This window comes from Streptomyces sp. NPDC005722 (assembly GCF_040630935.1).
Taxonomy (GTDB): domain Bacteria; phylum Actinomycetota; class Actinomycetes; order Streptomycetales; family Streptomycetaceae; genus Actinacidiphila.
Window position 1 is genome coordinate 406,800 of the sequence record NZ_JBEXYN010000002.1, and the last position, 18,991, is coordinate 425,790.

Consider the following 18,991-nt stretch of genomic DNA (forward strand, 5'->3'; position numbering starts at 1 on the left):
GGCGGCCAAGTGGGACGCTCGGGGGCATTGGGGCCTTGGGGGGCACATGCGCAAGCTCAGATCCATCTCCGCCGCCTTGACCATGGCGGCGGGGTCCCTGGCGGCGGGGGCCGTCGCGCCACAGCCGGCGGTGGCGCTGACGCCGCCGGTGGCGCTGACGGCCGACAGCCTGCCGACCTGGCAGACCAACGGCATCGTCTTCGCCATGGCGCAGGCCAACGGCACCGTCTTCACCGGCGGCACCTTCTCCTCGGTCCGCCCGTCCGGAGAGGCGGCGGGCGGTCCGAACGAGCGGGAGGCCGTCAACTTCGCCGCCTTCAACGCGGCGACCGGCGCGCCCACCGACTGCAGGCTGTCCTTCACCGTCGGCTCCGGCACGGCGACCGTGCGGGCGCTCGCCGTGTCGCCGGACGGGGCCACGCTGTACGCGGGCGGCTTCTTCGGCGCGGTCAACGGCACACCGGTCAGCAGCCTCGCCGCGATCGACATCGCCACCTGCACCGTCAGGACGAACTTCGCGGTCGCGGTCAACGCCACCGTCCGGGCGCTGGCCGCCACCGACGACACCGTCTACCTGGGCGGCGACTTCAGCTCCGTCGACGGCCAGCCGCACGACGACTTCGCCGCCGTCACCACCGCCGGGGACGTCACCTCCTTCACCGCCAACGCCGACGCGCCGGGCCGTGCGCTGGAGATCACCCCGGACGGGGCGAACGTCGTCATCGGCGGCGACTTCGACCGCGTCAACGGCACCTCCTCGCACGCCCTGGCCGTGGTCGACGCGACGACCGGCGCCGTGGTGAAGGGCTACGGGTCCTCCTTCATCCCGTCGACGTCGGTCGTCAAGGACATCACGACCGACGCCACCGGGGTCTACACGGGCAACGAGGGCACCGGCGGCGGCGTCTTCGACGGCCGCATCGCGCTCAACCTCAGCGACTTCAACCAGCGCTGGCGCGACACCTGCCTCGGCGCCACCCAGTCCGTCGAGGTCTACAAGTCCGTGCTGTACAGCGGCTCGCACGCGCACGACTGCAGCACCATGAACGAGTACCCGAACCAGCGCCGCAAGCACCTGCTCGCCGAGTCCGTCGACAACCCCGCGAAGCTGGGCTGGTTCCCCGACACCAACGACGGCCTGGGCGAGGGCATCGGCCCGCGCGCCATGTCCCTCTCCTCGTCCGGCGGCACCGACTACCTGTGGGTCGGCGGCGAGTTCACCACCGTCAACGGCGTGGCCCAGCAGGGCCTGACCCGCTTCTCCTCGGGTCCGGACACCGGCGTGCCGACCACCCCGAACGTCAACGCGTCCAGTGTCACCCCGGGCTCGGTCAAGGTCCGCATCCAGACCAGCCTGGACCTGGACGACAGCTCGCTGACCTACCGCGTGTACAAGAACGGCGCCGCCACGCCCGTGTACACCACGACGGCCTCCTCGCTGCCGTGGGTGCGGCCGCAGCTGACCTGGACCGACACCGACGTGACGGCGGGCGCCACCTACACCTACCGGGTCACCGCGAGCGACGGCACCAACACCACCGTCAAGTCGCCGACCCAGACGGTCACGGCGGCGACCACCCCCGAGGCGTACCCGACCCAGGTGCTCGCCGACGGCGCCACGCTGTACTGGCGCTACAACGAGACCGCCAACACCTTCGTCGCCGACAACTCGCCGGCCGACGACGGCGGCAACCACGTCGGCGGCCCGACCCGGGGCGTCAGCCCCGGCGCGCTCGCCGGCAACACCAGCACCGCCGTGACGTACAACGGCACCACGCAGTGGTCGTACAGCGACGCCAAGCGCAACCGGCCGTCCGCGTACAGCATCGAGACCTGGTTCCGGACGACGACCACCACCGGCGGCAAGATCGTCGGCTTCGGCGACCGGACGACGGAGGCCAGCGCCACCACCGACAAGCACGTCTACATGACCAACGCGGGCCGGCTGGTCTTCGGGGTGCGCAGCGGCAGCAACCGCACCATCACCACCTCCAGGGCCTACAACGACGACGAGTGGCACCACGTCGTCGCCACCCAGGGCTCGAACGGCATGCGGCTGTACGTCGACGGCTCGCTCCAGGCGTCGAACTTCCTGATCACCGGCGGCAACGACTACGTGGGCTACTGGCACGTCGGCGGCGACAACCTCTCGGGCTGGACCAGCCGCCCGACGAGCAACTACTTCGCCGGCTCCATCGACGAGACCGCGATCTACCCGAGCGTGCTGTCGGCGTCGCAGATCGCCCAGCACTACGACCTGGGGAAGAACGGATGACCCACCCGCCCCGCCGGGTCGCCACCGCCGCCGCCGTCCTCGTGACGGCGGCGGCGGTGCTGCTCACCGGCTGCTCCGGCGGTTCGGACGGCAAGGACGCCGCGGCCGCGCCCACCCCCGCGCCGACCGCCGCCGCCTCGGTCTCCGCCGAACCGACCACGCCCACCGACCCCGCCTCCGACGCCGTCCCGAGCGGGCCCAAGCTCCCCCAGGACGAACTGACCCCGGCCACCGGCTCCTTCACCAAGAAGGAGAAGGGCTACCTGTCGGGCCGGGTGCCCAAGGGCACCGACCCCGCGGCCGTGCTGCAGCTGGGCCAGGAGACCTGCGACCGCATCGCCCGCGTCGCCGAGGTCGACGAGGACGCCGCGATCGGCGGCATCATCACCGGGCAGATCGGCGGCGCCAAGGGCGCCGTCACCCACCTGTGCCCGGACCAGGAGGACGTCCTCGCGGCCGCCGAGACCGGCTTCGCCGACGGCTCCTACACCGTGGGCGCCAGGGCGAAGGCGGGCAGCGTCGTCGTGCCCGGCACCTACCGCGCCCTGACGCCCACCAAGGACTGCACGTGGACGGCCGGGACGAAGACCGGCACGACCCACGAGGTCACCATCACCGCGGCCACGAGGACCTTCGACTCGCGCGGCTGCTTCGCCTGGGCACGGGAGGGCCGATGACGGAGCTCGTGAGCAGGCTGCCGGTCGTGGTGGCGATCCCCACCAAGAACGAGGCGGAGAACATCGCCACCACGGTGGGCTCGGTCATCGACCACTTCGAGGCCGTGGTGGTCGTCGACTCCGACAGCACCGACGACACCCGCGCCATCGCCGAGTCGCTGGGCGCCCAGGTCGTCCCCTACACCTGGGACGGCAAGTACCCCAAGAAGAAGCAGTGGTGCCTGGACAACGTCCACCCGGACATCCCCTGGCTGCTGTTCCTCGACGGGGACGAGGTGCCCACGCCGGAGCTGATCGACGAGCTCCGTGAGGTCTTCGCACGGCAGCCCGTCCTGCCGGCGGCCTTCGACATCCCGCTGCTGTACTGGTTCGCCGGGCGGCCGCTGCGGCGCGGCCACACCGTGGTCAAGCGGTCGCTGCTGGACCGCACCCGGGTGGCGTACCCGGAGGTCGACGACCTGGGCGCGCCCGGCATGGGCGAGCAGGAGGGCCACTACCAGCCGCGCGCGGACGGGCCGGTGGGGCAGCTCAGGGGCCGGATCGAGCACCGCGACCTGGACCCCGTGCGCACCTGGTTCGACCGGCACAACCGCTACTCGGACTGGGAGGCCTGGCTGGAGCACCACCCGGGCGCCAAGGAGCAGGTGCGGGGGCTGAAGACGCGGCAGGGACGGATCTTCCAGAAGGTGCCGTTCAAGCCGCTGCTCTTCTTCGGCTACACCTACCTCGCCCGGCGCGGCTTCCTCGACGGCCGCGCCGGCTTCGACTACGCCCTCGCGCTCAGCTTCTACCGCTGGCAGATCGGGGTGAAGACGCGGGAGGACGTTCCTTCGTAGCCGTCCCGTACACCTCCTGGAGGACGTCGAGGACGGCGTCGAGCGAGAGCTCGTCCCGGATGAGGCGCCAGGCGGCCCGCGCGGCCGTCTGGTTCGCCTCCGTCCCGAGCAGTTCCAGGACCGCCTTCCCGATGTCCTCGGGGCGGTGCACGACCCGTCCGGCGCCGGCCCGTTCGATGTCGGGGGCGAGGCCGTTGGACTCCCGTACGACGACGGGCGTGCCCACCGACATCGACTCCAGCAGCGACATCGCGAACGGCTCGTCCACGGACGGCAGGACGTAGACGTCGGCCGCGCGGAAGGCCTCCAGCGCCTCGGCGTGGCTGAGCGGGCCGACGTGCCGCACGGACTTCTCCACGCCCAGCGTGCGCACGGTCTCCAGGGTGCCGGCCAGCTCGCCGGAGTCCGGTCCGGCGAGGACGAAGCGGGCGTCCGGGTACTGCTCCAGCACCTCGGGGATCGCCTCCGCGAAGGCCCGCGGGCGCTTGCGGGTCTGGAAGCGGGCCAGGTAGAGCACGGTCGGCGGGCCGCTGCGGACCCTCGGCTGGTGCAGCGCGGTACCGTTGGGCAGCCGTACGGGACGGGCCAGGTTGCCCGCGCCCACGACCGCCTCCAGGTCGGTGCGCTCCCACTCCGTCAGGTGCAGCACGGCGTCGGCCCGGCGCAGCAGCCGCTTGGTGGCGAGCGCGTCGAGCACCTTGGCCAGCGGCTTGTCGCTGGGGTCGACCATCCCGTGGGTCTGCAGCACCAGCGGCCGCCCGCACTGCAGCGCCGCCACGGCGACCGGCAGGGTGATCAGGTCGCGCATCAGGTGGACGTGGACGACGTCCGCCGAGCGCACCAGCCGCCGCGCGCCGGCGAGCAGGGACGGCGAGGTGATCCCGGAGACCTCGAAGCGGGGCAGCACGTGCCGCGCCCGGTAGATCCGCGCGGGCACCCCCTCCACCTCGTCCGGCAGCGCGCCCTCGGGGAAACCGTCGCCCAGGGTGACGAGTTCGGCGTCGACACCGCGGCCGCGCAGCCCCCGGGCGAGGTTGAGGGCGACCCGGGTGGGGCCGCCGAAGGCGTTGGTGGGCGTGTGCAGGGTGACGACGTGCAGCACCTTCACGGCTGGCGCTCCTTCACGGCTGCGGCTTCTTCACGGCTGGCGCTGCTTCACGGCTGGCGCTGCTTCACGGTTGGCGCTGCTTCACGGCTGCGGCTTCACGGCTGCGGCTGCTTCACGGCTGGGGCTCCTTGAGCGTCCGCGTGCCGTCGGCGGCGTGCAGGGTGAGTTCGGGCAGGTCCTTCGACAGGACGGTGCCGGCGCCGACGACGGCGTGGCGGCCCACGGTCACCCCGGCGAGCACGACGGCGCGGGCGGCGACCCAGGCGCCGTCCTCCACCGTGATCGGCGCGTTGCGGTAGCGGAAGTCGACGGTGCGGTGGTCGTGGCTGCCGGTGCACAGCAGCGCCTCCTGGGAGACGCACACGTCGCTGCCGATCGTGATGGGCTCCAGGTTGAGCAGCCAGGCGCCCTCGCCGATCCACGCACGGTCGCCGATCGTCAGCTTCCAGGGCCACAGCACCCGGACGCGGTGCCGGATCAGCACCCCCTCGCCGATGGTGGCGCCGAAGGTCCGCAGGATGGCCACCCGCAGCCGGGCCGGGCAGAACCAGGCGGAGAACACGGTGTTCATCACCGCGAACCACAGCGCCTGGACGGCCTTGCCCCGTCCCTTGTCGTACCCGGCCAGTGTGAAGGCCGACAGATCACGTGCCGTCACGGACGCACCCCCAAGAACCCCCGTCCCGTGTGCCCTCCCCGGCACCGTTCGCACAGATTATCCGTGGACACGCTTCCGGGGAGGCAGGATCTATAGACTGCGCGAGGGGAATCGTTGGGGGGCTGTTGCATGGCCGTTCAGGCACACGAAATCCAGCCGCGCGGAATCCCGTCGCGCGGGCCCGGCGGTCCGGGGGGTCCGACGGGGCCGGGGGGCCGGGCGGGTACGGGCGCGGCGGCGGGGGGCGTCGAGGTCCCGGCGGTCTCGCCGCGGGCGCTGCTCTCCCGCGCGCTGGCCGTGCCGCTGATCCTGGGGCTTGGCCTGTTCCTGCCCGCGGTGGTCGCCGTGCAGCCGGGTCCGGGCGTGCGCGACGGCGTCTTCTGGCTGCAGATGGTGCTCACCTGCTACTCCGGCATCCGGCTGGCGGTGATGGCGCTGACGGCCCACCGCAAGCTGATCCAGGGCTCGTTCTGGCTCTTCGTGTACGTGGCGATGGGCGTCGCCCCGCTCGTGCAGGACGTCCTCGACCAGACGCCGACGCCGGTCGTCGGCACCCGGGCGGACCTGCTGGTCGCGGTGGCGCTGGTGCTGATCGGCTGCGCGGCCTTCGACGTCGGCGCCCTGCTCTCGCGGCACCGGCCGATCCGCCGGGCCCGGCGCAGGGACCGCTCCGCCTCCTTCCACCGCAGGCGGGTCTTCCTGCTGGTGGCGATCGCCTTCGTCGGCAGTGCGCTGCTGGTGGCCAAACTGGGCGGCCCCGCGGTGTTCTTCAGCAGCCGCCAGGCCATCACCGACACGATCCGGGCGGACGGCGCGGCCTCCGCGGAGTCCAACGTCGGTTCCGCCTTCCTGCGCGGCTTCGGCACCGTCCCCGCGCTGCTGGCGCTGCTGGTCTTCACCCGCTGGCTGGTGACCTCGCGGCGGGCCCGTCGCAGGCCGCTGGTGATCGCCACCTGGGGTGCCCTGCTGCTGCTCAACGGCGTCGTCAACAACCCCATCAGCAACCCGCGTTACTGGTTCCTGACGGTGCTCTTCTCGTTCCTGTTCACGGCCTTCCCCAAGAGCCCCACGATGTACCGGACGGCCCTGGCGCTGGGCGTGCTGGCGGCGCTGGTCGTCTTCCCGTTCGCCGACCGCTTCCGCTACGACGACGACGGCTACAAGCCGGTACAGACCACGTCCGTCTTCGAACCACTGGCGATCAAGGACTACGACCAGATCGGCATGTTCGCCAACACCATCACCTTCTCGGACTCCGGCCCCGGCCACTTCTACGGCCGCCAGCTCGCCGGCTCCGCGTTCTTCTTCGTGCCGCGGTCGGTCTGGCAGGGCAAGCCCCGCGACACCGGCGTCATGATCGGCCAGTGGATGGGGATGAAGAACGTCAACCTCTCCTCCCCCATGTGGGCCGAGGTCTGGATCGACTTCGGGGCCGGTGGCGTGGTCGTGGGCTTCGTCGCCCTCGGCTACCTCGCCGCCCGCGGCGACCGCCGCTACGCCCTGCGCACCTCGGTGGACCCGCGCCCGGGCAATGTGATGGCGATCGTCATCCCGCTCGTCGCGGGCTACTCCTTCATCCTCCTGCGCGGCCCGCTGCTCCAGGCCTCGGGCCGCATCGGGGTCGCCCTGATCTGCTTCGCCCTCGTCACGACCCTGCGCTCGGACGAGCGCAAGCAGCTGCGCTGAGGGGGCCGTTCCGGCCGTGCGCGGCGGGTCAGCGCCCGGCCGCGCCCGCCGCCGGGGTGGTCAGCGCGTCGAGCGCGCGGCGCAGTTGCGTGCTGGAGGTGTGCACCGTGTACGGGAAGTAGACGACCTCGACGCCGACCGTGGCGAAGTCGCGCTCGAGCCTGGCCCCCTTCTCGGTGCCGCGCCAGTCGTCGCCCTTGAAGATGACGTCGAACCGGACCTGCTCCCAGGTCTCCAGCTTGTCCGGGACGGTCTCGACGAACGCCGCGTCCACGAAGCGCACGCTGCGGACGATCTCCAGCCGCTCGACGAGCGGGACGACCGGCGTGCGCCCCTTGGCGAACGCGGCCATCTCGTCGGAGACCACTCCCGCGACGAGGTAGTCGCACTGACTGCGGGCGTGCCGCAGGATGTTCAGGTGGCCGACGTGGAACAGGTCGTAGACACCAGGCGCATACCCCACACGGTGCATGTTGCGAATCCCCCCACAGGAATACAACCGTTCCGCGAGTTGCGGAGTCTCAGACATTAGCGTGAAGCCAGTGTGTTTCTCTGGTGAACGGATAAGGTGAGCATCTGGTCACTTCTGGGGGGAAGGGGTCCTTCCGTGCCCGAGTTCAAGGGCCGCACTCTGCTACTCGTCTCCACCAACTACGCGCCCGAGCACACCGGCATCGGCCCGTACGCCACGCAGATCGCCGAGCACTGGGCGGCCGCGGACGGCGGGGGCGCCGAGGTCCACGTCCTGGCCGGCATGCCGCACTACCCGTCGTGGCGGCTCGACCCGGCGTACAAGGGCGTGTGGCGGATCGAGGAGCGGCGCGCCGGGGTGCGCGTGCACCGCAGGCGGCACACCGTGCCCCCGCGTCAGACGGCCCTCACACGCGCCCTGTTCGAGGCCTCGGTCCTCGCCCACGGGCTCGTCGCGGCACCCCGCGTCCGGCCGGACGCGGTGGTGGCGCAGATGCCGAGCCTGGCCGGGGGTGTGGTCGGCGCGCGCATCGCCGCCCGGCACAAGGTGCCGTACGTGCCGATCGTCCAGGACCTGATGGGCGCCGCCGCCGCGCAGAGCGGCATCCGCGGCGGTGACCGGGCGGCGGCCGCCGCCGGGGCCGTGGAGGCGTACGCGCTGAAGCGGGCCACCCTGGTCGGGGTGATCCACGAGAGCTTCGTGGACAAGGTCGCCGCGATGGGGGTGGACCGCGGGCGCATCCGGCTGGTCCCCAACTGGTCGCACGTGGCACGCCCCTCGCGGCCGCGCGAGGAGACCAGGGCCCGGCTGGGCTGGGGCCGGGAGCAGACGGTCGTGCTGCACTCCGGCAACATGGGGCTCAAGCAGGGCCTGGAGGTGCTGGTCGAGGCGGCCCGTCTCGACCCCTCGGTGCGGATCGTCCTGATGGGCGACGGCAACCAGCGCGAGCACCTGCGGGACCTCGCGGCGGACGTGCCGAACCTGGAGTTCGCGCCGCCCGCCGACGACGCGGACTTCCCCGACGTGCTGGCCGCCGCCGACGTCCTGGCGGTCACCCAGCGCGCCTCGGTGCTGGACATGAGCATCCCGTCCAAGCTCACCTCCTACTTCGCCACCGGGCGGCCGGTGGTCGCCTCCGTCGCCGCGGAGGGCGGCACCGCGCAGGAGGTACTGCGCTCCGAGGCCGGGCTGCTGGTGGAGCCGGAGGACCCGGGGGCGTTCCTGAAGGCCGTGCGCGCCCTCGCCCAGGACCCGGAGGCCGCCGCCGAACTCGGGGCCCGGGGACCCGCGTACGTGACGGCGCACCTGAGTCGTGAGGCCGGACTGTCACGGATCAGCGCGCTCCTCGCGGAGGCACTGGACACGGCCGCAGAAGCTGTCGATCCTGAGGGGTCGGACGTATGGGGGGTTCCACGCACGTGAGTGATCAACCGCACGCATCGCAGATGTCCGAGGCCCACGACGAACCGGACCTCCTGCGCGACCAGTTCCGCCAGCTCGTCCGCTACCGCGCGCTGCTGGTGGCCGGTGTGCTGATCGGGCTGCTCGGCGGCGGATACCTGGCCGTCTCCGGCAAGGACACCTATGTGGCGACCAGCGAGGTCGTGCTGAGGGCCGCCACCGTCGACGAGTTCGCGGCCGGCGGCACGGCGCCCGACAAGGCGATCAACATCGGCACCGAGCGGCAGACGGCGATGAGCAACGAGATCGCCAAGCGCGCCGCCAAGAAGCTGCACCTGCCGCAACGTTCCGTCTCCGCGCTCCAGTCCGACCTCCAGGTCACCAACCCGCCCAACACGCTGGTGCTGCGCTTCGCGTACACCTACAGCGACCCGGACCAGGCGGCCCGCCGCGCCAACGCGCTCACCCAGGCGTTCATGGACGCGCGCCGGGAGGCCACCGAGAACACGATCAAGAACACCGTCCACAACCTGCGCAAGCAGCTCGACCCGGTGGTCAAGCAGCGCAAGGAGCTCGACGAGCAGATCCTGCGGCTGGGCGAGGGCCCCACCCTCGACGCGGCCACCACCGTGCAGGCCACCCTCGTCGGCCGCATCTCCGAACTCAGCACCAACATCACCCGGTTGCAGACCCTCGACACCACGCCCGGCAAGTGGATCCGGGTCGCCTCCCCGCCGGCGGCGGCCTCCGGGCCCGGGCTGCCCATGATGCTCGGCCTCGGCGCGCTCGTCGGTGTCGCCATCGGCCTGCTGGCCGCCTGGGTACGGCTGGTCTTCGACCCCACCGCGCGCTCCGAGGGCGACGTGGTGCGGGCGCTGCGCGCGCCGGTGCTGGGCACCCTGCCGCGCGGCAAGGGCGGTCCGCTGCTCGCCGTCGACAACGCCGACCCCCGGCTCGCCGAGGAGTTCCGCTCGGTCGCCTTCCGGCTCGCGTACGACCAGCGGTTCGCCGAGCACCGCCGGCTGCTGGTGGTCGCCCCGCGCGGCACCGGCGACGCGGCCGCCTCCGTCGCCGTCAACCTGTCCGCGTCCTTCGCCGAGATGGGCATGGAGGTGCTGCTGGTCGAGGCCGACCTGCGCACCCCCGGGCTGTCGGCGCGGCTGCGCTCGTCCGACGGCTCCCGGCCAGGCTGGGCCCGCTCCCCGCACCTGAGCGAGGGCGGCTGGCCGGCCGGCCTCCAAGTGCCCATCGACGCGGGCGAGTCCGGCTCCTTCGACCTCGTGCCGGGACGCCGGGTGCGCAACGTGGCCCGGGCGCTGACCTCGTCGGCGACCAGCCGGCTGTTCGCGGAGGCGGACGCCCCGGGCGCCGCGGTGATCGTGCTGGCCCCGGCCGTCCTCACCTACGCCGACGCGCTCGCGCTGGCCGACCGCATCGACGGTGTCCTGGTCGTCGCCGACCCGCACGCGGTGCACCGCGCCGACCTCGACCGGGTGCGCCAGTTGATCAGCGGCGCGGGCAGCACCGTGCTGGGCGCCGTCCTGCACACCTCGCCCGGCCGCGGCTGGTGGGCCCGGCGGGCGCGGAGGGCGGCGCGCAAGCGGAACGCCGCCGCCGCGCGGTCCGAGGCCACCGCCGTCCCGGCCGCCGGGACCGCGTCCTCCGCGGACAGCGGCGTGACCGTCGCGGCGACCGCCACGGCCAGGACGTCCCTCCCCTCCGCGGGCGACACCCCGGCGCCGACCACCGACACCATCCCGCTGCGCACGGTGACCCGGTGACGGTGCGCCCGGCGCCGGGCGCGAAGACCGCGATCGTCTGCTCCGTACTCGACCAGGGAGTGGCGGCGCTCACGAACATCCTGGTGCTCGTGGTCGCCGCCCGGCTGTCCAGCGCCGCGGGGTTCTCGGTCTTCTCGATGGTCTACACCGTCTTCTCCGTGCTGCTGGGCGTGAGCGTGTCGTACGTCGGCCAGGCCCTGGTCCTGGAGCGGGGCGGGCCTGCTTCGGTGGCCGCCGCCTGCCGCTCGGCGGCGTCCTTCGTCGCGGTGGCGTCCACGGTGGCCGGGGCGGCCATGGCGGCGGTGCTCGCCTTCGTCCCCGGGCAGACGGCGTGGGCGCTGGCGGTGCTCGGCATGGTGCTCCCGCTGGTCCTCACCCAGGACGGGTTGCGCTACTGCTTCTCGGCCCTGCGACTGCCCCACCTCGCCCTCACCAGCGACGTGCTGCGGCTGGCCGTCGCGCTCCCCGCGCTCGCCCTGCAGCCGCACGGTGCCGGGCCCGCCCGGCTGGTGGCGGTGTGGGGGCTGTCCGCGGTGCCCGCGCTGCTCGCCGGCGCGGCCCTGCTGGCCCCCCGGCTGCGCGGCACCCGGGCCGACCTGCGGCGCTTCGTGCGCCGCGGCCACCTCGGGCAGCGCTTCGTCGTCGAGTACGGCGTGGGCAACGCCTCCAGCCAGCTCGCGGTGGTCGGCCTCGGCGTGTTCGCCAGCCCGCTCGCGGTGGGCGCGCTGCGCGGTACGACGACGCTCTTCGGCCCGATGAACGTCCTGTTCAACTCCGCCACCGCCTTCGGGCCCCCGCTGCTGGGCCGGGTCCCGGGCATGCGCGGCCAGGTCCGGGCCACCGCCGTCCTCGCCGGCGTCCTCGCGGGCGTCGCCGCCGGCTGGACGGCCGTCCTCATGGCGCTGCCGGACCGCGCCGGCCGTGAACTCCTCGGCGAGACCTGGTCGGCGGCGTCCCGCCTGCTGCCCGCCACGGGCGCGCAGTACGCCGCCATCGCCGCCGGCACCAGCGCCCTGCTCACCCTCCGCGTCCTGCGCCCGAAGGCCACCCTGCCGATCCAGGTGGTCTTCTCCCTCGCCTCGGTCGCCTTCATGATCGGCGGCTACGCCCTCGGCGGGGTCCTCGGCGCCGCCTGGGGCCTCGCCCTCGGCTCGACCCTCAAGGCCGTGGTCCTCTGGGCCCGCATCGCCGTCGTCCGCCGCGAGGCCGCCCCGGCGGACGACCCCGAAACCCGCCCCGAACCGGCCCCCGCGTAGCGCCCGCCGGGGCTCCGGCCCCGTTCCGTCGCGGGTGACGGGTCTCGTCTCGCTCCCTCCGGTCGCACCGACGCGGGCTGCGGACGGGAGGGTGGGGGCGCCCTCCTCGGCAGCCTGCGGCTCGTCACGTGGCGGGCGTTCAGGCGCCGGAGCGGGTCACCTTTCCGTCGGCCTCGGGTCTCGTCGCCGCCCGCGGGTGCAGATGGCCGGTGACCACGCCTACTCCCCGTGGTGGGCGCGCCCGCCGTTACCTGCGTCTGCGGCTGCTTCGAGGTGCTGCAGGGCAGTCCGGGCGAGATCGGGCCCGCTTCCGCCGGTACGGACAGCGAAACAGAGCCCGGTCTCACTCCCCCAGGCGGCACCGCGAAGCACCCGCGGGCGGCAACGAGACCGGACCGCCGGAGAGGAGACCCGCTCCGGCGCCTGAACGCTGGCCACCCACCCACCCGCACACGCCGACGAGCCCCGCCCCGTCCCTCCCATCCGCAGCCCGCCATCGGTGCGACCGAAGGGAGCGAGACGAAACCCGCCACCCGCCCACCGCCCGCACCACCGCACCACCGCACCACCACGCCGCCACCCGCCCCGCGTGGGCGCGCCCGCCTCACGGCCCCGGCGTCGGGGCGGGGTGCCGGTGGGTGGAGTGGGGGAACAGGGGAGCGGGGGACGGGAGGCGGCCGTCGGAGCCGGGGGCGCAGCGGCGGGCGATCAGGGCCGCGGCGTCCGGGAGGAAGGGTTCGAGCTCGCCGGCGAGGGTGCGGCAGGCGTGCACGAGGGCGGCCAGGACCGCGTCGAGGCGGTGCCCGGCGGAGGCGCTGCGGTGGCGGCGCTCGGCGCGGGCCAGTTCCCAGGGCCGGGTCTCGTCGATGCAGCGGTTGGCCTCGTCGACGATCCGCCACACGGCGGCCGCGGCGCGCCGGAAGTCCACGTCGTGCAGCGCCGCCGCGACCGCCTCCGGCACCTCCTGACATACCGTCACCAAGGCCTCCGTGCCGGGCTCGCCGGGTCCGTCCGCCGTGGGGACGACGCCGTCACGGAACCGGTGGACCATGGTCACCACCCGGTGCACCAGGTTGCCGAGCCCTCCGGCCAGGTCCGCGTCGGCGCGGGCGACCAGTCGTTCGCGGGTGAAGTCGGCGTCGCCGACCCGTGGCACCTCGCGCAGCAGCCACCAGCGCACGGCGTCGGTGCCGTGCTCGGCGGCGAGTTCCTCCGGGTCGACGGCCGGGCCTGCCGACTTGCTGATCTTGCGCCCCTCCACCGTCAGGTAGTCGTGGACGAGGATGTCCGTGGGCAGCGGCAGCCCGGCCGACAGGAGCATCGCGGTCCAGTAGACGGCGTGGAAGCGCAGTACGCCCTTGCCCACCAGGTGCACACGGCGCCCGTCGCCCGCCCACCACCGGTCGTACGCGCCGTCGCCCTCCCCCTCCGGGCCGCCGTAGCCGAGGCTGGTGACGTAGTTGCCGAGCGCGTCCCACCAGACGTAGATCACCTGCCCCGGGTCGCCGGGCACCGGGATGCCCCAGCCGCGGGCCCGGCTCTGGGAGCGGGAGACGGAGAAGTCGCGCAGTCCGCGCGCGAGCAGGGCGAGCACCTCGTTGCGGCGCGCGGCCGGTTCGATGCGCAGCCGGCCGTCCTCGATCAGCGCACGCAGCGCGTCGGTGTGGCGGGAGAGCCGGAAGAACCAGTTCTCCTCAGCGACGGTCTGCGGCTCGGTGCCGTGCTCGGCGCAGCGCCCGGCGACCAGGTCGTCCGGGGTGTAGAACTGCTCGCAGCCCACGCAGTACAGCCCCTCGTAGTGCTCCCGGTAGAGGTCGCCCGCGGCGGCGCAGCGCCGCCACAGGCGCTCCACGCCGGCACGGTGGCGGGGGTCGCGGCTGGTGCGGATGAAGTCGTCCAGGGAGAGCGCGAGCGGTGCGTCCAGCGCGGCGAACGCGGCCGCGTTGCGGTCCACCAGGTCCTGGACGGGGATGCCCTCGGCCTCGGCGGCCAGCACGTTCTTCAGCGAGTTGTCGTCCGTGCCGCTGAGGAAGCGCACCGGTTCGCCGCGCTTGCGGTGGTGCCGGGCGAGCACGTCCGCCTGGACGAGTTCGAGCGCGAAGCCCAGGTGGGGGCGGGCGTTGACGTACGGGATGGTGGTGGTGACGTAGAAGCGGGACGTCTGGGGTGCGGTCATCGGAACCTCCGGGAGGGACGGGGGCGGGGCTCCGAGCACAAAAGGAACGAGGCCCCGCAGGGGGGCCTCGGAAGACGCGGACGCGTCCGGTGTCAGCGGCCCCGGGTGGGGGCCGTCATTCGCCGGTGGTACGGGTTCGCGATCATGCCTCGATGCTAGCAGCGGACGCGCTCAGCTCGCGGAACCATTTCGCGAGGAAGGCGACGAGGAAGAGCGTGTGCACGGCGAACAGCGCGGTGTACGCGGCGAGGAAGACCCGCGGCGCCCCGAGGGTGAGGAACACCAGGCAGAACACCCCGTAGTCGACGGGCAGCAGCGCGACCGCGCGCAGCCGTGACGGCGCGGCGGCCGGGGCCGCCTGCCCCGCCGCGGGGGGCTTCGGCTTGAGCTTGTCCGCCAGCAGGCCGCCGCTGAAGGTCAGTACGGCGACGAACTGGAAGCCGAGCGGCAGCAGCAGCCAGCCCTCGGAGGGCAGGTCGAAGAAGCGGTGGAAGGAGATCAGGACGGCCGCGTGGATCGCGGTGATCTTCCCGGCGTCCACCACGTGGTCCAGCCACTCCCCCGCCGGGCTGCCCCTCCCGAGCAGGCGGGCGAGCTGTCCGTCCGCGGAGTCGAAGGCGAAGCCGACGACGAGCCCGAGGTACACGGCCAGCGCCAGCGGCCAGGAGGGCCGGGCCAGGGCCAGGGCCGCCACGGCGGCCAGGCTGAAGGCGGCACTGACCAGGGTGACCTGGTTGGGCGTCAGCCCGGCGCGGTAGGCGCCGGCGGCGAGCACCCGGCCGGCCGGGCGGTTGACGTGGCGCGAGTACAGCGACACGCCCTTGGCGGACTTCTGGGCCGTGCGCAGCTCGCGCAGCGCGCCACCGATGGTCAGCGTCACGTGGTCCCCCAGCAATGCGACGTTCGTGCGCATCACATCATGGCAGGACACGGCCCCCGTGTGGGGCGGGTCGGCTTCCTGAGGGGCCGTCACACGAAAGGCGTCACTCCGGGGGCCGGGCGGGCCGTCCCGTCACATGGGTGAGGAGCAGGGCGATGTCGTCGTTGCGCGGGCCGGACCGCTGGGCGTGCCCGAGGAGGCTGTCGGCCAGCGCGTCCATCGAGGCGTCCGGGCCGGCCCGGGCGAGCTGTGCGGCGAGGTCAGCGGCGGACACGTCGATGTCGACGCCCGGGGTCTCCACCAGGCCGTCGGTGTACAGCGCGAGCACCGCGCCGGGTGGCAGCGGGATCTCCGTCGTCGGGTAGCTCGCGTCGGGGTCCACGCCCAGCAGCGGGCCGGGCGGCAGCGGCAGCACCTCGGTGGTGCCGTCCGGGTGCCGCAGGACCGGCGGCGGGTGGCCGGCGGTCGCGATGCAGGCGGTGTGCCGTTCCAGGTCGAGCTGGGCGTACAGGCAGCTGGCGAGCAGGCCGGGGTCGAGGTCGACGAGCAGCCGGTTGGAACGGGTCAGCACCTCGCTCGGGGAGGCGCCCGCGGTGGCGCGGACGGCGGTGCGGACCTCCCCCATGAGCGCGGCGGCGTTCACGTTGTGGCCCTGGACGTCGCCGATCGCCACCCCGCAGGTGGTCGTGTCGAGCCGGATCACGTCGTAGAAGTCGCCGCCGATGTCGATGCCGCGGGTGGCCGGCATGTAGCGGGCGGCCACCTCCAGGCCGGGGACCTCCGGCAGGGCCCGGGGCAGCAGCCGCGCCTGCAGGCTGATGGCGAGGCTGTGCTCGACGTCGTAGAGCCGCGCCCGGTCCAGCGCCTGCGCGACCAGGCCGGCGATCGAGATGAGGACGCTGCGCTCGCCCGAGGAGAAGCGGTGCGGCCGGTCGTAGGCGAGGGCCATGGAGCCGACCGGCCGGCCCGAGGTGATCAGGGGCAGGAACGCCCAGGCGGCCTTGCGGTCCCGGACGACCGTGCCCGGGTAGATCCGCAGCAGCTCGTCGACGTTGGCGAAGAAGCTCGGGACGCCGGTCTTGAGGATCCGCACGCCCGGGTTGTCGGCGTCCATCGGCAGGGCGTCGACGGACTCCATGAAGTCCTCGTGGTAGCCGCGGTGCCCGATGACGCGCATGCGTCCCTCCTCGGCGGTCAGCAGCGCCACGGCCTGCACGCCGAAGACCGACAGCATCTGCTCGACGACGAGGTCGATGACGTCCTGCGCGCCGACGGCCTCGGTGAGCGTGGCGGCCATGTGCAGCAGGTGGTAGAGGGCGATGGCCCGGTCCGGCGTGGGGCCCTCGGGAAGCTGCGCCGCGGCGGTCTCCGCGGCCTCGGGCGTCGGGGCGGGGGTGACGCGGACGCTCACGCCGGTGCCGTCCGGGTAGAGCCCGAAGGTGAGCCACCGGTCGGGCGGGCGCAGCGCGGTGGCCGTGCCGGACCGGCGGCTGATCATCGCGCCGCGGAAGCGGTCCTCGAAGACCGGGTCGTCCAGCCAGGGCAGCAACTCCCAGGGCTCGGTGCCCAGGAGGTCGGGCACCTCCGCGCCGAGCAGGTCGGCGGCGGTCTGGGTGACGAAGGTGATCCGGCCCTCCAGGTCCAGCGCGAAGGCGCCCTCCGGGAGCCGTTCGGCGAGGTCGGCCGCGGCCATCGCCTCGTCCGGGCCGTGGCTGCGGGTGCGGAGCGCGGGCAGCACCCGCGGCTCGCCGGGGGGCAGCACCGGCCTGCCGTCCTCGGCCGCCCTGCGCAGCAGCCGCCCCATGCGGTCGCAGGCCCCGCGGTACGCCTCGCGGGCGCGCCGGGTGATCCGCCCGGGGTGGCCGCCCGGCCACACCAGGCACAGCGCGCCCCAGACGGTGGGGCCGCTGGTGATCGGGGCCGCGGCGAGCGGGAAGTCGTACGGCAGGACGAGGGCGAGCCTCGGGTAGGACCGGGCGGTGTCCTCGTGGCCGCCGAGCAGCACCATGCGCCGTTCGCGGACCGCGTCGGCGACCGGGCTGGAGGCGCTGGGCACGACCCGCCCCCAGATGGTGTCGATCTTGCGGGAGACGCCGACGACCACGGTCAGCCGCAGCAGGTCGCGCTCGGGGGTCATCAGGTAGACCAGGCCCATGGAGGCGCCCGTGTCGCGCACCACCTGGCTCAGCGGTGAGTCCAGCAGCGCCGGACCGGGGTCCGCGGCGACGAGACCGGCGAGCTCCGGCGGCATGCCCTCACCGCCCCCCGGCGGATGCCGGGCCCGGTGGCGTCCTGACCTCGGGGACCATCGCCTGCTGCGCCTCCGTTCCAGCCGTGGGGGCCGCCGCGGGCCGACGCGGCTGCCGGGCGGATCCCCACCCCACGTCAGCTGCCAAACTACCCGATGAACCGCATGGGGCACCTTTCGGGCACGCCCCCGCCGTCCTGCCGCCGGCCACCCGCCCCGGCCCGGCGCCCCCCGCGCGTACCGGGGGGCTCACACCACGCCGAGTGCCCTCGCGAACCGGGTGCCCGCCGCCGCCCGGGGCGCGCTCCCGTCGCGCCACGTACGGCAGGGGTGCACGGAGTTGGCGAGCAGCACCAGGAAGCCGTCGGTTTCGGGGTCGATCACCAGGCTGGTGCCGGTGAACCCGGTGTGACCGGCCGCGCCTCGCCCGGCGAGGGCGCCCATGAACCAGGGCCGGTCCACCTCGAAACCGGGGTAGGGGCCGCCGCGGTCCAGCAGCGCGCGGCAGAACAGGGCGAGGTCCCAGGCGGTGGAGAACAGGCCCGCGTGACCGGCGACCCCGCCCATGACGTGGGCGTTCTCGTCGTGGACGGTCCCGCGGAGCGGGCCGCGGTCGAGCCGGGCCCAGGGCCTGCGCTGGTCCTCGGTGGCGGCGATCCGCGGCAGCCAGGAGGCGGGCGGGTTGTAGCGGGTGTCGTACATCCCGAACGGGTCGGTGACGTCCTCCCGCGCGAGGGCGTCGAGGGCCTCCCCGGTGGTCCGCTCCAGGACGTGCTGGAGCGCGATCAGGTTGAGGTCGGAGTAGATCCGCTCGGCGCCCGGCGCCGCGACCGGGGCCTCCCCCCAGAGGAGCTCGGCCCGCGCCTCGGCGTCGGCGTGGTCGTGGAAGGGGAGCTCGGGACGGAGCCCCGAGGTGTGGTCGAGCAGCTGCCGGACGGTGATGCGCTGCTTGCCCGCCGCGGCGAACTCGGGCACGTAGGCCGCGACCTCCCGGCCGAGTTCCAGCCGGCCCACCGCGACGACGGCCGTGCACAGCTTGGTCAGCGAGGCCAGGTCGAAGACGGTGTCCGGCCGCATCGGCACCCACTGCTCGCGGGGCAGTTCCACGCCGCGGTCGGCGTCCTCGTCGTAGGCGGCGTACCGCTGCGCCCATCCCACGGCCTCGTGCAGGGCGACCGTCCCGCCGCGGCCCGCGAGCACCACGGCCCCCGCGCACCAGGGGTGCGCGGAGGGGGGCACGGGCTCCAGATACGGGGTGATCTCCGTGACGAGCCGGCTCAGCTCGTCGCCGCGCAGCTCCGCCTCACGGGAGGTACCTCTCGACAGCTGCGGGGCCATGCTCCTCCAGCAACTTGCGGGCCTTCTCCAGGAGGGCCGGCGTCGGCTCGCGGCCGGAGGCCATGACCAGGTCCTCCGGATCGATCATGTGTTCGGACCCGGTGTGCAGACAACTGTCCGCAGTCTTCCAGGCCCACCTGCTCTCGTCGATCGGCTCGGACATCGCTGCCTCCTGACTCGGCGCGGCAATGACGGCACG

At 73.7% G+C, this 18,991-nt stretch carries 14 protein-coding genes and 1 pseudogene; 7 read left to right on the plus strand and 8 right to left on the minus strand.

Annotated elements, in window-relative coordinates; translation table 11 throughout:
• The first annotated feature begins 46 nt into the window (after nt 1–46).
• Genes ABZ479_RS03950 through ABZ479_RS03960 form a run of 3 tightly spaced genes read left to right on the plus strand, consistent with a single transcriptional unit; the run spans nt 47 to nt 3,788 of the window.
• Nucleotides 47–2,275: a LamG domain-containing protein gene (locus ABZ479_RS03950; protein ID WP_500459708.1), complete on the plus strand. Its 2,229-nt coding sequence runs from the start codon at nt 47–49 to the stop codon at nt 2,273–2,275.
• Entirely contained in the window at nt 2,272–2,952 is a 681-nt protein-coding gene (locus tag ABZ479_RS03955) for a hypothetical protein (RefSeq protein WP_500459709.1), read from the plus strand. Before ABZ479_RS03950 ends, ABZ479_RS03955 begins: the two co-directional genes overlap by 4 nt.
• A complete protein-coding gene (locus ABZ479_RS03960; RefSeq protein ID WP_500459710.1) occupies nt 2,949–3,788 on the plus strand; it encodes a glycosyltransferase family 2 protein in 840 nt (279 codons plus the stop codon). Before ABZ479_RS03955 ends, ABZ479_RS03960 begins: the two co-directional genes overlap by 4 nt.
• On the opposite strand, the gene ABZ479_RS03965 is transcribed toward ABZ479_RS03960, so the two are convergent.
• Nucleotides 3,733–4,896: a glycosyltransferase gene (locus ABZ479_RS03965; protein WP_500459711.1), complete on the minus strand. Its 1,164-nt coding sequence runs from the start codon at nt 4,894–4,896 to the stop codon at nt 3,733–3,735. The genes ABZ479_RS03960 and ABZ479_RS03965 overlap by 56 nt on opposite strands.
• 112 nt (nt 4,897–5,008) lie before the next feature.
• Complete coding sequence (locus ABZ479_RS03970; protein WP_500459712.1) at nt 5,009–5,554, minus strand: WcaF family extracellular polysaccharide biosynthesis acetyltransferase; 546 nt, start codon at nt 5,552–5,554, stop codon at nt 5,009–5,011.
• A 129-nt stretch (nt 5,555–5,683) separates the two neighbouring features.
• Between ABZ479_RS03970 and ABZ479_RS03975 the strand changes: the two genes are divergently transcribed.
• Complete coding sequence (locus tag ABZ479_RS03975) at nt 5,684–7,240, plus strand: hypothetical protein (RefSeq protein ID WP_500459714.1); 1,557 nt, start codon at nt 5,684–5,686, stop codon at nt 7,238–7,240.
• A 28-nt stretch (nt 7,241–7,268) separates the two neighbouring features.
• Here the strand turns inward: ABZ479_RS03975 and ABZ479_RS03980 are convergent, their stop codons facing one another.
• Entirely contained in the window at nt 7,269–7,712 is a 444-nt protein-coding gene (locus ABZ479_RS03980; RefSeq protein ID WP_499598384.1) for an FAD synthase family protein, read from the minus strand.
• A gap of 135 nt (nt 7,713–7,847) precedes the next feature.
• Between ABZ479_RS03980 and ABZ479_RS03985 the strand changes: the two genes are divergently transcribed.
• Genes ABZ479_RS03985 through ABZ479_RS03995 form a run of 3 tightly spaced genes read left to right on the plus strand, consistent with a single transcriptional unit; the run spans nt 7,848 to nt 12,150 of the window.
• Nucleotides 7,848–9,134 carry a glycosyltransferase family 4 protein gene (locus ABZ479_RS03985; protein WP_500459715.1) on the plus strand — a complete coding sequence of 429 codons (1,287 nt, stop codon included), beginning with the start codon at nt 7,848–7,850 and terminating at the stop codon, nt 9,132–9,134.
• A gap of 23 nt (nt 9,135–9,157) precedes the next feature.
• Nucleotides 9,158–10,894: a tyrosine-protein kinase domain-containing protein gene (locus ABZ479_RS03990; RefSeq protein ID WP_500459716.1), complete on the plus strand. Its 1,737-nt coding sequence runs from the start codon at nt 9,158–9,160 to the stop codon at nt 10,892–10,894.
• Entirely contained in the window at nt 10,891–12,150 is a 1,260-nt protein-coding gene (locus ABZ479_RS03995) for an MATE family efflux transporter (protein ID WP_500459717.1), read from the plus strand. Before ABZ479_RS03990 ends, ABZ479_RS03995 begins: the two co-directional genes overlap by 4 nt.
• A gap of 604 nt (nt 12,151–12,754) precedes the next feature.
• On the opposite strand, the gene ABZ479_RS04000 is transcribed toward ABZ479_RS03995, so the two are convergent.
• The 5 genes and pseudogenes from ABZ479_RS04000 to ABZ479_RS04020 form a co-directional block, all read right to left on the minus strand.
• Complete coding sequence (locus tag ABZ479_RS04000) at nt 12,755–14,326, minus strand: methionine--tRNA ligase (protein ID WP_500459718.1); 1,572 nt, start codon at nt 14,324–14,326, stop codon at nt 12,755–12,757.
• Nucleotides 14,327–14,468: 142 nt separating this feature from the next.
• Entirely contained in the window at nt 14,469–15,239 is a 771-nt protein-coding gene (locus tag ABZ479_RS04005; protein WP_500459719.1) for a CDP-alcohol phosphatidyltransferase family protein, read from the minus strand.
• Between the two features lie 70 nt (nt 15,240–15,309).
• Nucleotides 15,310–17,457: a SpoIIE family protein phosphatase gene (locus tag ABZ479_RS04010; RefSeq protein WP_500459720.1), complete on the minus strand. Its 2,148-nt coding sequence runs from the start codon at nt 17,455–17,457 to the stop codon at nt 15,310–15,312.
• Nucleotides 17,458–17,709: 252 nt separating this feature from the next.
• Nucleotides 17,710–18,792 (minus strand): annotated as a pseudogene (locus ABZ479_RS04015) (serine hydrolase domain-containing protein); the annotation flags it as partial.
• Nucleotides 18,758–18,955: a hypothetical protein gene (locus tag ABZ479_RS04020; protein ID WP_499598406.1), complete on the minus strand. Its 198-nt coding sequence runs from the start codon at nt 18,953–18,955 to the stop codon at nt 18,758–18,760. The pseudogene ABZ479_RS04015 and the gene ABZ479_RS04020, both read right to left, overlap by 35 nt.
• Nucleotides 18,956–18,991: the final 36 nt, after the last annotated feature.

What these genes read in the sequence shown, in the direction of transcription:
- ABZ479_RS03955 (WP_500459709.1), top strand. Translation starts at nt 2,272, where the DNA reads ATGACCCACCCGCCCCGCCGGGTCGCCACCGCCGCCGCCGTCCTCGTG.
- ABZ479_RS04005 (WP_500459719.1), bottom strand. Translation starts at nt 15,239, where the DNA reads ATGCGCACGAACGTCGCATTGCTGGGGGACCACGTGACGCTGACCATC.
- ABZ479_RS04010 (WP_500459720.1), bottom strand. Translation starts at nt 17,457, where the DNA reads ATGCCGCCGGAGCTCGCCGGTCTCGTCGCCGCGGACCCCGGTCCGGCG.
- ABZ479_RS04000 (WP_500459718.1), bottom strand. Translation starts at nt 14,326, where the DNA reads ATGACCGCACCCCAGACGTCCCGCTTCTACGTCACCACCACCATCCCG.
- ABZ479_RS04020 (WP_499598406.1), bottom strand. Translation starts at nt 18,955, where the DNA reads ATGTCCGAGCCGATCGACGAGAGCAGGTGGGCCTGGAAGACTGCGGAC.
- ABZ479_RS03980 (WP_499598384.1), bottom strand. Translation starts at nt 7,712, where the DNA reads ATGCACCGTGTGGGGTATGCGCCTGGTGTCTACGACCTGTTCCACGTC.
- ABZ479_RS03960 (WP_500459710.1), top strand. Translation starts at nt 2,949, where the DNA reads ATGACGGAGCTCGTGAGCAGGCTGCCGGTCGTGGTGGCGATCCCCACC.
- ABZ479_RS03990 (WP_500459716.1), top strand. Translation starts at nt 9,158, where the DNA reads ATGTCCGAGGCCCACGACGAACCGGACCTCCTGCGCGACCAGTTCCGC.
- ABZ479_RS03975 (WP_500459714.1), top strand. Translation starts at nt 5,684, where the DNA reads ATGGCCGTTCAGGCACACGAAATCCAGCCGCGCGGAATCCCGTCGCGC.
- ABZ479_RS03950 (WP_500459708.1), top strand. Translation starts at nt 47, where the DNA reads ATGCGCAAGCTCAGATCCATCTCCGCCGCCTTGACCATGGCGGCGGGG.